Annotated in this window: 11 protein-coding genes; 3 read left to right on the top strand and 8 right to left on the bottom strand. The window is 67.9% G+C overall.

Annotated elements, in window-relative coordinates:
* Positions 1-40: 40 nt before the first annotated feature.
* Genes K5K93_RS17320 through pilG form a run of 3 tightly spaced genes read right to left on the bottom strand, consistent with a single transcriptional unit; the run spans position 41 to position 1,353 of the window.
* Entirely contained in the window at positions 41-571 is a 531-nt protein-coding gene (locus tag K5K93_RS17320) for a chemotaxis protein CheW (RefSeq protein ID WP_093818702.1), read from the bottom strand.
* The gene (locus tag K5K93_RS17315) at positions 571-933 is read right to left on the bottom strand and encodes a response regulator (RefSeq protein ID WP_025877749.1); all 363 of its coding nucleotides are present in this window, start codon (positions 931-933) and stop codon (positions 571-573) included. Before K5K93_RS17315 ends, K5K93_RS17320 begins: the two co-directional genes overlap by 1 nt.
* Positions 934-951: 18 nt before the next feature.
* Positions 952-1,353: a twitching motility response regulator PilG gene (gene pilG / locus K5K93_RS17310; RefSeq protein ID WP_005418455.1), complete on the bottom strand. Its 402-nt coding sequence runs from the start codon at positions 1,351-1,353 to the stop codon at positions 952-954.
* Between the two features lie 240 nt (positions 1,354-1,593).
* On the opposite strand from pilG, the gene gshB reads away from it, so the two are divergent.
* Positions 1,594-2,541 (top strand): glutathione synthase, encoded by a 948-nt coding sequence (gene gshB / locus K5K93_RS17305; RefSeq protein WP_222388524.1) that lies wholly within the window; start codon positions 1,594-1,596, stop codon positions 2,539-2,541.
* Positions 2,541-3,425, top strand: a complete 885-nt coding sequence (locus K5K93_RS17300) for an energy transducer TonB (RefSeq protein WP_025877745.1) — start codon at positions 2,541-2,543, stop codon at positions 3,423-3,425. Before gshB ends, K5K93_RS17300 begins: the two co-directional genes overlap by 1 nt.
* A gap of 529 nt (positions 3,426-3,954) precedes the next feature.
* Here the strand turns inward: K5K93_RS17300 and tsaB are convergent.
* The 4 genes from tsaB to mrcB all read right to left on the bottom strand — a co-directional run bounded on the left by tsaB (position 3,955) and on the right by mrcB (position 10,258).
* The gene (gene tsaB / locus K5K93_RS17295) at positions 3,955-4,668 is read right to left on the bottom strand and encodes a tRNA (adenosine(37)-N6)-threonylcarbamoyltransferase complex dimerization subunit type 1 TsaB (protein WP_222388523.1); all 714 of its coding nucleotides are present in this window, start codon (positions 4,666-4,668) and stop codon (positions 3,955-3,957) included.
* A 9-nt stretch (positions 4,669-4,677) separates the two neighbouring features.
* Positions 4,678-6,726, bottom strand: a complete 2,049-nt coding sequence (locus tag K5K93_RS17290; protein ID WP_222388522.1) for an ATP-dependent DNA helicase — start codon at positions 6,724-6,726, stop codon at positions 4,678-4,680.
* A 557-nt stretch (positions 6,727-7,283) separates the two neighbouring features.
* Complete coding sequence (locus K5K93_RS17285; RefSeq protein ID WP_222388521.1) at positions 7,284-7,820, bottom strand: hypothetical protein; 537 nt, start codon at positions 7,818-7,820, stop codon at positions 7,284-7,286.
* The gene (gene mrcB, locus K5K93_RS17280; protein WP_222388520.1) at positions 7,817-10,258 is read right to left on the bottom strand and encodes a penicillin-binding protein 1B; all 2,442 of its coding nucleotides are present in this window, start codon (positions 10,256-10,258) and stop codon (positions 7,817-7,819) included. Before mrcB ends, K5K93_RS17285 begins: the two co-directional genes overlap by 4 nt.
* 95 nt (positions 10,259-10,353) lie before the next feature.
* On the opposite strand from mrcB, the gene K5K93_RS17275 reads away from it, so the two are divergent.
* Positions 10,354-12,462 carry a glycosyltransferase gene (locus K5K93_RS17275; protein WP_222388519.1) on the top strand — a complete coding sequence of 703 codons (2,109 nt, stop codon included), beginning with the start codon at positions 10,354-10,356 and terminating at the stop codon, positions 12,460-12,462.
* Here the strand turns inward: K5K93_RS17275 and K5K93_RS17270 are convergent.
* Complete coding sequence (locus K5K93_RS17270; RefSeq protein ID WP_222388518.1) at positions 12,450-14,015, bottom strand: hypothetical protein; 1,566 nt, start codon at positions 14,013-14,015, stop codon at positions 12,450-12,452. The two genes, K5K93_RS17275 and K5K93_RS17270, sit on opposite strands and share 13 nt — an antisense overlap.
* Positions 14,016-14,022: the final 7 nt, after the last annotated feature.

Raw genomic sequence — 14,022 nt, 5'->3', positions numbered from 1 at the left:
GTTCAACCTCGATTTTCAATGCAGGGGGCGATGCCCGGCCTCAGGCCGCGGCTTGCCGGAATTCAGGGGTACGCGACAGCAGCGAGAGCGAGAACACGCCCCAATCGTTGCCATCGGCATGGAAAGCGCGATCGACGAAGTGACCGTAGCGTCCTTCGGCCAGTGAACCGGCCTCGATCTGCTGGGTCAGCTCGAAGCTGCGCTGGCCGAACAGTTCATCGATGGTCAGGGCGACGTCGCCACCGGCCTGGCGCATGATCAGCACGCGCTGGCCTTCCTGCTGGACGGTGCGCGCCCCTTCCAGGAAGTACTTCAGGTCGACCACCGGGAACAGGTTGCCGCGCAGGTTGCCCACGCCCAGCAGCCACGGCTGCGCGCACGGCACCGGGGTCACCGGCGGCATCGGCACGATCTCCACCACTTCGCGGAAATCGGACACCAGCCGACGCTGGCCAACACGGTAACCGACGCCACGCCACAGGTCCTGGGCGAATTGTCGTCCGGGCAGCTGCACCGCGTGGGCCAGGCTGCGCCGTTCGTAGGCTTCAAGAATGTCGAAGGGCGAGCGCATCAGGCCACCAGCTCGTTGATCCGGGCGATGAGTTCTTCCTCGCGCGGCGGCTTGACGATGTAGTCGGCGGCGCCCTGGCGCAGCCCCCAGGCCTTGTCGGTTTCCATCGCCTTGGTGCTGACGATGATGACCGGGATGTGCTTGATCGCTGCGTCGCGGGCCATCGCCCGGGTCGCCTGGAATCCGCTCATGCCCGGCAGCACCACGTCCATCAGGACCAGCTGCGGCACCTGGTCGCGGACCAGCTGCAGGCCATCTTCGGCATTGTCCGCTTCCAGCACTTCATGGCCGGCACGGCGCAGCCATTGGGTGAACACCGCGCGGTCGGTCGGTGAATCCTCGATCAGGACGATACGAGCCATTGTGCCTTTCCCCCCTGGTCAGGCGTTGACGTACGTGCGGATGGCACCCAGCAGTTCTTCGCGCGTGAATGGCTTGGTCAGGTATTGCTCCGAGCCGACGATGCGCCCCCGCGCCTTGTCGAACAGACCATCCTTGGACGACAGCATGATCACCGGGGTCGCCTTGAACAGCTGGTTGCCCTTGATCAGTGCGCAGGTCTGGTAGCCATCCAGGCGCGGCATCATGATGTCGACGAAGATGATCTGCGGCTGCTGGTCGGCAATCTTGGCCAGGGCCTCGAAACCGTCCGTCGCGGTCACTACTTCGCAGCCTTCGCGCTTCAGCAGTGTTTCCGCAGTCCTGCGGATGGTCTTCGAGTCATCGATGACCATCACCCGGAGTCCTGCGAGCTCCCCGCCCGCAGTCGTGTTTTCAGTCATTGCCATTCCCCAAGCGCACGGCCCAATCTTTGGCGGGAGCCGCTGCGAAAGCGTATCTATATCGCACTTCCCGCGCCCGCTTCAAGGGCGGTCCGTGGCGCGGGGCGTGGCGCCGGGCTGAACGTGACCGGATTGGCAATCACTGCGCAGCCTGGCAAGGGACGCTGCGTTGCACATCGCCGGGGAGGCGCACGGCCGGCGTTGCCGCTACCATCAACGCCTTGCCTGACAGGTGCACCCATGCCGTTGAACGTCATCGTGGTGATGGACCCCATCGCCCACATCAAGATCGCCAAGGACACCACCTTCGCCATGCTGCTGGAAGCCCAGCGCCGCGGCCATGCCCTGCACTACGTGCGCCCGGGCGGGCTGGCGCTGGAAGGCGGGGTGGCTGTGGCCTGGACCGCTCCCCTGCAGGTGCGCGACGACCCGGCCGGCTGGTACGAGCTGGGCGCATTCAGCCGGACCGAATTCGGTCCCGGCCAGATCGTGCTGATGCGCAAGGACCCGCCGGTCGACGCCGAGTATGTCTACGATACCCAGGTGCTGGATGTCGCCGCCGCCGCCGGTGCGTGCGTGGTCAACAACCCGCAGGGCCTGCGCGACTACAACGAGAAGCTGGCCGCGCTGCTGTTCCCGCAATGCTGCCCGCCAACCCTGGTCAGCCGCGACGCCAAGGCACTGAAGGCCTTCGCGCTGGAACACGGCCAGGCGGTAATGAAGCCGCTGGATGGCATGGGTGGACGCTCGATCTTCCGCAGCGGACAGGGCGACCCCAACCTGAACGTGATCCTGGAAACGCTGACCGACGGCGGCCGCAAGCTCGCCCTGGCCCAGAAGTTCATTCCCGACATCACCGCTGGCGACAAGCGCATCCTGCTGGTCGATGGCGAGCCGGTCGATTACTGCCTGGCGCGCATTCCGCAGGGCGATGAGTTCCGCGGCAACCTGGCCGCCGGTGGCCGTGGCGAAGGCCGTCCGCTGAGCGAACGCGACCGCTGGATCGCCGCCCAGGTCGGCCCGGAAATGAAGCGTCGCGGCATGCGTTTCGTCGGCCTGGACGTCATCGGCGACTACCTGACCGAGGTCAATGTGACCAGTCCGACCTGCGTGCGCGAGCTGGATGCGCAGTACGGCCTGAACATCGCCGGTACCCTGTTCGACGCGATCGAGGCCGATCTGCGCTGATGGATGCCGCACCTGCCGTCCTCGCCCCGCCACCGCGTGAAGCGCAGCGGCTGGGCGCCACCATCGCCCTGTCGGTGCTGGTGCACGCCCTGCTGATCCTCGGGGTCGGCTTTGCCGTGAAAGGCGACGCGCCGCTGGTGCCGACCCTGGAAGTGATCTTCAGCCAGACCCGCACCGCGCTGACCCCGAAGCAGGCCGATTTCCTGGCTGCCGCCAGCCAGGAAGGCGGTGGCGAACACGATCGTGCGCAGCGCCCCCGCGACAACCAGGCCGGCATCGTGCCGCAGGCCCAGGCCGGTATCAGTCCGGTACCCCAGCAGCAGCAGTCGGCAGCACCGGTACCGCCGCCGCAGGCGCGGGTGGTCAGCAGCCGCAATGGCCAGGACACCGTGGCCGTGGCGCAGTCGCGCCCTACCCCGCTGCAACCAACACCGGATGCACCGATGACCGCGCGCGAACAGCGCGATGCTGAAATGGCGCGGCTGGCGGCGGAAGTGCACCTGCGTTCGGCGCAGTACGCCAAGCGCCCGAACCGGAAATTCGTTTCGGCCAGCACGCGTGAATACGCCTACGCCAATTACCTGCGTGCGTGGGTGGACCGCGCCGAGCAGGTCGGCAACCTGAACTACCCTGACGAAGCGCGGCAGCGCCGGCTGGGGGGCCAGGTGGTGATCAGCGTGGGGGTACGCCGCGACGGCAGCGTGGAAAGCAGCCGGGTGTTGAAGTCCAGCGGCACGCCGCTGCTGGACGAGGCCGCGTTGCGGGTGATCCAGCTGGCGCAACCGTTCCCGCCGTTGCCCGACAGCGAAGACCAGATCGACATCCTGCAGGTCACGCGCACGTGGGTGTTCCTGCCCGGCGGCGAACTGCGCGACGACCGGTGAGGTTTTCCGCCCGGGCCTGCGGCCCGGGACCCGCTGCAAGCAACAGCAACGGCAACTGCAACGTCAAGATCAAGAGCGGCGGTTGGGCTGTTCGGTTTGGCGGGGCGGTGTGGGCTTGCAGGACACGCCGTAAACCCATCCATGGGGGCTCGATGGCGCCATCCATGGCGCCAACGGTCCTGCAAGCCCACACCGCCCCACCCCTGACCGATCGCGGCGCATCTTTGCTGCTGGTAGCTGTCGACCTTGGTCGACACGATGCATCCACGCCTGCCTGCACGGTAGATCCACGCCATGCGTGGATGCGAGCGAAGCGACCGGCTTTTGAATTTGATTTTTTTTGATTTTCCGTGGGGAACGCGCACGGAAACTGTCCGTGGCCGGGCGGGTGGGCTGCGCAGGGGCGTAAGCGCCATGGATGGCGCGCCCGAGCCTACAGGGACGTATTCACGGCGTCCCCTGCGCAGCCCACCCGCCCGGCCAACCCACGGCTTGTGCTTTCAGCGACCCACCACCCGCCACGAGGGGCTCAACCGTTGGCCTTCGCCTTGGCGTCCCGCGCCGCCTGCTGCTCGACCAGCGTCAGCGCCACGTTGTCCCGCAGGTACGCCGGCTCGACCTTCTCCGGCGCAATGCCTTCGCCGCGCCCGAACGCCGGTACCGCCAGTGCCAGCACATCCGCTGCACGTGGCAGCGCCGTTGCATCGAAGCGGCGCAGGCCAGCCCCCAGCTGCGCGACCAGCGCGCCCTCGGCCGCAGCAAACCCGGTGCCGACGCCGTAGACGGACGCAGCTTCCGGCAACGACACCGCCGCCGGCACGCACACGCGCTCGGCATCCCGCGCCACCGGCAGTCCATCCACGCGCTCGAAGCGTGCCACGTACAACTCGCCCATCCGCGCATCGATCGCCGACAGGATCTGCTTCTCTTCCACCGGCGCGCGCAGCGCCAGCACCTGCAGCGTCGACACCGGCAGCAACGGCCGATCCAGCGCCAGCGCGATGCCCTGCGCCAACGCGATCGCCAGGCGCACACCGGTGAACGCGCCGGGACCACGGCTGAGCGCGATGCCGTCCAGCTGGCGGCGGCTGATGCCGGCCTCGGCCAGCAGCTCCTCCGCCCACGGCAGGCTCAGTTCGGCATGCCGGCGGGGGGCGATCTCGAAGCGTTCCCGTACCTGCCCATCCACATGCAGGGCTACGGAACAGGCTTCGGTGGCGGTTTCAAAGGCGAGCAGTTTCATCGGATCGGGTCAGAACAGGGGGAACGTGGCGCCGGGAGCCGGCTCCGGCCCCGCCACGGCGGCGGTCGGGGCAGCGGCATCCGCCACGGGCGCCCATTGTGGCGCAAAGAAGGCCTGCACATCGGCCAGGGCCCGGGTTCGCCGGAACGGCGGCAGCGACTGCAGGAAGACCTTGCCATAACCGCGGTTGAGCAGGCGCGGATCGCACAGCACCAGCACGCCACGGTCGGTCTCGCTGCGGATCAGGCGGCCAACGCCCTGCTTCAGGGCAATCACCGCCTGCGGCAGCTGCTCGTCGCGGAAGGGATTGCCGCCCTGCGAACGTATGGCATCCAGCCGCGCTTCGTACACCGGATCATCGGGCGTGGCGAAGGGCAGCTTGTCGATCACCACCACGCTCAATGCCTCGCCGACCACATCCACGCCCTCGCGGAAGCTGGCCGAGCCCAGCAGCACGCCATTGCCGGATTCGCGGAAACGCTGCAGCAGGGTCGCGCGCGGCGCTTCGCCCTGCACGAACAGCGGCCAGGGCCCATCACGCAGCGCCTCGGCCGCCTCGCGCAGCGCCCGATGCGAAGCAAACAACAGGAATGCCCTGCCCTGCGAGGCCTGCAGCACCGGACGCAGCGCTTGGATCAGTGCGGTTCCGAAACCGCGTGCTGCCGGATCCGGCAGGCCTTCAGGCAGGTAGCACAGTGCCTGCTCGGGCCAGTTGAACGGGCTGGGCTGCACCAGCGTCTGCGGATCATCCAGGCCCAGGCGCGTGGCGATGTGCTCGAAGCCACCGCCAACGGTCAGCGTGGCGGAAGTGAAAATCCATGCAGCATGGCTGCGCTCGCGATGTTCGCGCAGCGGCGCGGACACATCCATCGGCGTGCGCTGGCAGCGGAAACCGCGCGCGGTCAATTCATACCAGAGCACGTCAGCAGCGGCGGCGGTCGCTTCTGCAGGATCGGCATCGAAGTCGAGCGCGGGTTCTTCATCCCCCAGCCAACGGCCCAGCCGCGAAATCGCCTCACGTGCGCGCGCATGGCAGGCATCCAGGCCAGCAGCGGCTTCGCGCAGCGGTTGCAATGCCTGCTCCAGCACCACCAGGCTGGACATCACCGCATCGAAACCCTCGCGCACCTGCGGCATTGCCAACGCGCGCCATTGGGTGCCACGCGCGGGTAGTCCCTCCATCGCAGCACGCAGCGCAGACAAGGCCTGCTGCAGATGATCGACCGGTTCCTGCAGTGCAGACTGCGCGCCACCCACGCCGCGCGCTTCAACCAGGCAGTCACGGCCCAGTTCCTGCCAGGGGCGCATGCCGAAGCCTTCGCCGAAGAACTGCGCGGCCAGTTCGGGCAACTGATGGGCCTCGTCGATGACGAACGCCTGCGCACCGGGCAGCAGTTCACCGAAGCCCTCCTGCTTCAGCGCCAGGTCGGCCAGCAGCAGGTGGTGGTTGACCACGACCAGGTCGGCGGCCTGTGCACGCTGGCGGGCACGCACGACGAAGCAGTCATCCCAGAACGGACACTCGTTGCCCAGGCAGTTGTCGACGGTGGAGGTGACCATCGGCAGCAGCGGCGAGTCATCGGCCAAGCCATCGAGTTCGGCGATATCGCCTGATTCCGAGCGACCGGACCAGGCCAGGATGCGCTGGAACTGTGCCGCCTGTTCCGGGCTGGAGAAGCGCGGCTCGCCGCGTGCCTGCTGCAGGCGGTAGCGGCACAGGTAGTTGCTGCGCCCCTTCAGCAGCGCGCTGCGCCCGCCGACGCCCAGCGCCTGGCGCACGCGCGGCAGGTCACGGTGGTAGAGCTGGTCCTGCAGCGCGCGGGTACCGGTGGAAATGATGGTGCGCATTCTGGACAGCAGCACCGGTACCAGATAAGCAAAGGTCTTGCCGGTACCGGTACCGGCTTCGGCGAGCAGCAGGTCGCGCTGCTGCATCGACGCGGCAATGGCCTCGGTCAGGCGCAGCTGCGCAGGACGCGGAACGAACGCATCCAGATGGGAGGCGAGCGCGCCGCCTTCGCTGAGGGCTTCGCGGCTGGCATGGACAAGGTCGGACATCAGGTGGAAAGGATACCCGGCCGGGCGCTGCCCGGCACCCGTTTCAAGCCGGGGCACAAGCAACGGCAACAGCGCTGTTCATGGCTCTGGGTTGTACTGGGGACTGGCGGGGGACTGTGGGGTTGCGGGGACGCCGTAAACCCGTCCTTGGGGGCTTGGCCGCGGCATCCATGCCGCGGACACCCCGCAACCCCACAGTCCCCCGCCTTCGACAGTTTCCTGGTGACGGAGGGACGCGCTGCGTAGGGTCGAGCTTGCTCGACTGGCAGTTCAGAAGCAGTGGGAGTAACCGGGAAAGAAGAAAAGAAATGGCAGCGAGCGCGCGCAGCGCGCGACCCGCTTTTGATTTTGATTTTGTTCTTGCCTGCGGCCCACGCGATGTATGGCGGGCCGGGAGGGTGGGGCGTGCAGGACCGTTGGCGCCATGGATGGCGCCATCGAGCCCCCATGGATGGGTTTACGGCGTGTCCTGCACGCCCCACCCACCCGGCCCATCACCCGCATCCATCAGTGCGCGCGCGCCGCAGAGGGGGCTGCGCCCGATGGAGTGGAATACCTCAGTACCGCTTGATCCCCGGCACCGTGCAGCCTTCAATCTGCGCGTGCGCGGACACCGCATTCTCTTTCTCGCCCCGCGCCAAGCGCGCCTGCTCGATCGTCGCCCAGTGCCGGCGGCACAACGGCCCCGTCTTCGAGCCAAGGTCCACAGCCTTGCGTGCGAACGTTTCCGCCTCCGCCCACTGGCCCTGCAGCAGCGCCAGTTCCGCGCGTTCCTGCAGTACCGACGGGTCGCCGGACACGATCTGCAACGCCTGGTCCAGGCTGCCGGCCGCGCCGGCCAGATCGTTGGCCTTGCGCTGGGTCAGCGCCGTCTGCCGCAGATCCTCAACCTGGGAATCGCGCAGTGGCTGCACCGACAGTTCCTTGTCATCCGGGCCGGCTGCGGCTTCCACGGCTGCCAGCCGCTGTGCGGGCGTGGTGGTGTCCACCGGCTTGACCACCTGCGGCGCGCTGCTCACGCAGGCCGCCAGGGCCAGGCTGAGGCCACTCAGGACCAAGGGCTGGAACAGCGAACGGATAGTCATCGGCATCATCGGCTTGGAGGAGGAGTCGCTGCAGCAGGTGCTGCGGCAGGTTCAGCGGCGGGTTCGGGCTTACGGTCAAGACCAAACCAGCTGCGCCAGCCGCCGCCTTCGCCTTCCGCACCGTCCTGCGCGTCCGGCAAGACCGCCGGTGCACACGGTTCATACGCAGGCGCATAGCCCACCACGAACGGGAAGCGGCGGGCACCCGGGCACCCTTCATCGGTGCTGTTGGTTCCCGTGGCCGCAACCGGCTGCCAGTCCAGGCCCTTGTTGCTGACCTTCAACGGCGCCGTCGGCAGGCGCTGGAAGATGCCCGACCACACCCGCATCGCGCCGGTGGCGCCATACAGGCCGGCCTGTTCGTTCTGGTCATTGCCCATCCAGATCACCGCCAGGTGATCGCCGGTGTAACCGGCATACCAGCTGTCGCGGCCATCGTTGGTGGTGCCGGTCTTGCCGGCCGGCTGCAGGCGGCCCAGGCCATCGGCGTTCAAACGCTGCGCGGTACCACTGGCCACCACCTGCTGCAGGCCGATGCTGATCAGGTTGGCGGCGATCGAGTCACCTTCCTGTGCCGGTGCCGGGGTCTTGTCGTAGCGCTTGAGCAGCTTGCCCTGCGGATCAAGGACGCCACGCACCGCGTGCAGTGGCTGGATCTCGCCGCCCGATGCCAGGAACTGGTACAGCTGCGCCATCGCGTACGGGCTCTGGTCGGTCGAGCCGAGGATCACCGCCGGGTTCGCCTCGGCCTTGATGCCGGCCAGCACGTGGATCAGCTGGGTCACCCGTTCCGGGCCGACCTGCATGCCCACCCGTACCGTCGCCTGGTTGTAGGAGTGGGCGAGCGCGTCGATCAGGCGCACGGTGCCGTGGCTGCGGTTGTCCGCATTGCCGGGGTTCCAGTTGCGGCCGCGGCCAAGCTGCACGGTCACTGGTGAATCATCGACCCAGGTGGCCAGCGAATAGCGGTCCGGCTGCGCCAGTGCCAGCAGGTACACGAATGGCTTGAGCAGCGAACCGACCGGGCGCTGCGCCTCGATGGCACGGTTGAAGCCGACCTCGGACACGTCGCGGCTGCCGATCACCGCCACCACGTCACCGTTGTGCACATCGGTCATCACCAGGCCGGCCTGCAGCTCGGGGCGACGCTTGCTTTCCAGCGACTTGATGGTGCGCGTGACCGCACCTTCGGCATAAGCCTGCGCGGACGGCGACATGCCGCTCATCACGCTCAGGCCAGCGCCCTGCAGGGCCGATTCCGGATAATCGTGGGCAAGCTGGCGACGCACCAGGTCGACATAGGCCGGGAAGCGGTTGGCCGCCACCAGACCCGGGGTCTTGGGCACGCCCAGCGGCGCCTTCAACGCACGCTGGTACTCGGCATCGTCGATCAGAGTCGCCTCGTGCAGTTTGCCCAGCACGAAATTGCGACGGTCCAGCGCACGCTCGGGATTGCGCCGCGGATCGTAGTACGACGGCCCTTTGACCAGGCCGATCAGCAGCGCGATCTGCTCGGTTTCCAGCGAGGACAGATCGCGGCCGAACCAGAACTCGGCACCGGAGGACATGCCGTGGATCGCCTGGCTGCCACGCTGGCCCAGATACACCTGGTTGAGGTACGCCTCGAAGATGGTGCGCTTGTCATAGCGCGCTTCCATGATCAGCGCGTACAGCACCTCGTTGAACTTGCGGGTGACGGTCTGTTCCTTGCCGATTCCCAGCAGGCCGCTGCGGGCCAGCTGCTGGGTCAGGGTGGAAGCGCCCTGGCGGCTCTGCCCGCCGGAGCGGACGGTCACCCAGACCGCGCGCGCTATACCGGACAGATCGATGCCGTGATGGCGGTTGAAGTCCTTGTCCTCGACCGCCTGCAGGCCAGTGACCAACAGGTCCGGTGCCTCGTTCATGCGGATCAGGCGGCGTTCTTCCTGCTTCTGCCCATACAGCGTGGCAATGCGCGCAGGATCCATGCGGGCTGCCTTCAGCGCCTTGCGGCTGTCGGCATCGCGCAGCGAGGCGATGCTGCCGCCGGACAGCGACAGCTCGACCCGGCGCGCGGCAACGTGGCCATCGACATCGTTGTAGCCGCGGCTGGAGATGACGAAGCGCCCGCCCTGCACCGCATAGGTTGCCGGATCCTTGCCCTGGCCATCATCGCGATAGGCCGAGGCGGCCAGTTCGGTCTTCAGGGTTGCCGCATCCATCGCCTTGCCGGGCATCAGCACCAGCGGGCGTGCATAGACGCGCGTCGGGATCTGCCAGCGCAGTTCACCGAAGCGTTGCGTCACCTGCTGGTTCAGGTACAGCGTATAGGGGATCAGGAAACCCAATCCCAACGCGACCGCCGCCATGGTCCAGGTGATCAGCCGGCGGCGCCAGAGCGGACCGGCGTCCTGCTGGTCGTCGTCGTCGAAATCGTCGATATCGTCTGAATCGTAGCGTCGGGGCACGGGAATGCGACAATGTAGGGTCTGGCGAGTCTACCCCAGCCGCTGCGGCAGGCGAATTCTCCCGGCCCCCCTGCTTAAGCTGGAGTTGCAACCGGATGGCGATGTCCCTGGCCGAAATCCGCTACCTGATCAATCGCCTGACCGGCCTGGCCCGCCGCAGCCTGGCCAGCCTGCGTACCCGCGGCTGGCGGGCCACCTGGCAGCGGATCCGAGTGCACACCCAGCGCGCGGTGCCGGCACCGCGCAAGCCGCTGTACCTGCCACCGGCACAACCGTTCGCTCCCTTTGCGGTGCCCACCAGCGATACCCCGGACGTCAGCATCGTCATTCCGGTCTACAACCACGTCGACCATACCCTGGCCTGCCTGCGCGCCCTGGCCGCGCACCCGCCGTCAGTGGCCTGCGAAATCCTGGTGGTGGACGACGGCAGCAGCGACGCAACGGTGCAGTGGATGCCGCAGATCAGTGGCCTGCGCTACGAAGTGCGCGAGCACAACGGTGGTTTCATCGAGGCCTGCAACGATGGCGTGTCGCGCACGCGCGGCCGCTATGTGGTGCTGCTCAACAACGATACCGTGCCGCAGCCGGGCTGGCTGGAGGCATTGCTGGACACCTTTGCCACCGTCGCCGATGCCGGCCTGGTCGGCAGCCAGCTGCTGTACCCCGACGGCCGCCTGCAGGAATCGGGTGGGGTGATCTTCAGCGATGGCAGCGGCTGGAGCTACGGCCGTTTCGAAGCAGCCGATGATCCGCGCTTCGCCAGCCTGCGCGACGTCGATTACTGCTCCGGCGCCGCGCTGATGCTGCCGCGCGCCCTGTGGCAGCAGCTGGGCGGCTTCGACACCCGCTACAAGCCCGCCTACTACGAAGACACCGACCTGGCCTTCCGCGTGCGTGCGCAGGGCCTGCGGGTACTGGTACAACCGGCCAGCCGGGTGATCCACGATGAAGGCACCAGCAACGGCACCGATACCGGCAGCGGCGTGAAAGCCTACCAGGTACGCAACCAGGGAATTTTCGCAGCCAGATGGGCCGCTGAACTGGCCTCCCACCCGAAGGTCGGCGAGGTACCCTCGCCGGCGCTGCTGCTGCGCGGCCGCCGCCAGGTGCTGATCCTCGATGAGGAAGTACCGCGCCCGGAGCGCGACTCCGGCTCGCTGCGCCAGGTCAACCTGATCCGCCTGCTGCTGCAGGGCGGCGCCCACGTGGTGTTCGTGCCCACCCGGCGCGAACACGGCGGCGTGGCGACCGAAGCCCTGCAGCGGATGGGCGTGGAAGTCTGGTACGCGCCCTTCCTGGACGGTGTCGCAGGCTGGCTGCGCAGCCACGGCACCCGTTTCAACGTGGTGATGATGGTGCGCCATCATGTCGCCAACGAATGCCTGCCGCTGCTTGAACGCTATGCACCGCAGGCGCGCACCGTGTTCGACACCGTCGACCTGCACTACCTGCGCGAGCGCCGGGGTGCGGAAGTGGCCGGCGATGCTGGCCTGCTGCGCAACGCCGAACGCACCCGCGCCAGCGAACTGGCAGTGATGGACCGGTGCGACATCACCGTGCTGGTCAGCGCCGCCGAGCGCGAACAGCTGCAGGCCGATGCGCCCCAGGTCCGGGTGGAACTGATTTCCAACCTGCATGAAGTCGCCGGAACCGGCGCACCGTTCGCACAGCGCCACGACCTGGTGTTCGTCGGCGGCTTCCGCCACCCACCGAACCTGGACGCGATGGAGTGGTTCATCGGCGACGTGTTCCCGCACATCCGCGCAGCATTGCCGCAGGTGCGCCTGCATTGCATCGGTGCCGGCGCACCGGACACGCTGCTTGCCCTGGCTGCTACCCAGCCGGGCGTGGTGATGCATGGCTTCGTCGAAGACATCGTTCCGTACATGGACGGTGCCCGCATCGCCATCGCGCCGCTGCGTTTCGGCGCCGGCGTGAAGGGCAAGATCAACCTGAGCATGGCTCATGGCCAGCCCGTGGTCGGCACCACCTGCGCGGTGGAAGGCATGCACCTGCGCGCCGGCCAGGATGTACTGGTGGCCGACGATGCAACCGGCTTTGCCGATGCGGTGGTCCGCCTGTACCAGGATCCTGTGCTGTGGCAGCAGCTGGCAGCCGCCGGCCTGGCCAACGTGGCCGAGCATTTCTCGCTGGATGCCGCATCGGCAACCGTGCAGCGGGTGTTCTTCGATCAGTCGATGTGACCGCCTGCGTGCCGCAGGCGGTCCTCGAACGCGGGAAGCTCGGCCAGGTCCGGCTGCAACCGCCGCACCTGCTCCACGGCTGAAGCGGCAAACTCCACATCACCGCGACCCAGCCGTTCGCTGCCGATCGCCAGCCAGCGTTGTGCCAGGCGGGCACGCGCATCGGGCAAGCCTGTGGCGGTCGGCGCCAGGGTCTGCCAGGCCTGCAGGCAGGCGCCCGCAGCCTGCACCCGGTTCTGCCGCAGGTTGTCATCAAAACAGGACCGGCTGGCGGGCAGCAGACGCGCTGCCGCTGCCTTGACCCGGCTGTCGCGCGGCGCCAGTGCCTGCGCTTCGCGCAGCGCATCGAAGGCGCTGTGACCGGGAGGGCTGATCCACTGTCCGGCACGCTCGGCGCGGTCGATCTGGCGCAACCGATCACGCAACTGACGCTCACGCTGGGCCGCGCTGATACCCGGCTGCTGCAACGACTGGCGCGCCTGCCGCGCACGCTGCAGGCGCTGTGCCAGCTGCTGCTGCGCTGCCTGCGAGGCACCCATACCTGCCGCCAGCGCAGCGTCCTTGTCGGCCGCCTCGAACTGGAAGTCGTCAGCCCGCTTCTGGCTGCGCGCCAGCAACGCCTGCACGACCTGCTCGCGCCCACGCAGTGCAGTAGGATCATCGGACGTGACCGCCAGCACGGCCTGGAAACTATCCGCAGCCGTCTCGAGCTGCTGCCGTTTTAGCGCACGCTGACCCTGCTGCAGCCGTTGATCGACGGCCTGGGAGAGCGCTTCCTGGCTGGCAGGAAGCTCGGAATGACCTGCATCGAACTGGCGTGCACGCTGCAGGATCACAGCCGCCGTGGCCAATTCGCCGCGCGCGGCCTGTGCACGCGCGTGCTGCAGCAGATCGCTCAATGCGTCCTCGCGCCCCTCCAGTGCAGGCACGTTGTCCGGCTGCAGTGCCAGCACGCGCTGGAACAACGGCAGCGCGCTGCTGTCGCCGTCGTCCAGCCGCCCCGCTGCAAAGGCATTGCGGGCCTGCGCAAGCAATGCGCCGATGCCAGCGCCGGCGCGACGACGCGCCTGCAGCTGCTGGGCCACCGCATCCGCTTCGGCACGCGGCACCTGCAGCTCACGTGCCAACGCCAGCGCCTGTGCGCAGCCGTCCAGGTCGCCCGCCTGCAACCGCTCACGCGACTGCTGCAACGCTGCCGCGCCGGTGCGGGCCAGGCCCTGTCGCGCCTGCGGGCGGTCGCCATCAAGGGCCAGCACCGCCTGGTAGCGTTCTCGCGCGCCGCTGCCGTCGGCCGCGGTCAGGCGTCCTTTGCTCAGTGCGCGATCGCCCTCGGCCAGCAGCTGTTCTATCTGTGGCTCATCCCAGAACCAGTCCGCCAGCGGTTTGCGCACCAGTACCAGCAGCACGAACACGGCTGCGGCCGCCAGCAGTGCCCAACGCCACACCCGTCGTGCGTGGCGCGCCTGCAGCCACCACCAGCGGCTTTCACGGCGAACGCGATCCAGCGCCGGATGTGCGGCGCCGTGTGAGCGATGCGGGGGCTCGCGTTCCATGCGTGCA

The sequence above is a fragment of the Stenotrophomonas sp. DR822 genome (assembly GCF_019793815.1).
GTDB classification, from domain to species: domain Bacteria; phylum Pseudomonadota; class Gammaproteobacteria; order Xanthomonadales; family Xanthomonadaceae; genus Stenotrophomonas; species Stenotrophomonas indicatrix.
Note: the sequence above shows the minus strand (reverse complement) of the source record. Positions and strands in the feature narration are given on the sequence as shown.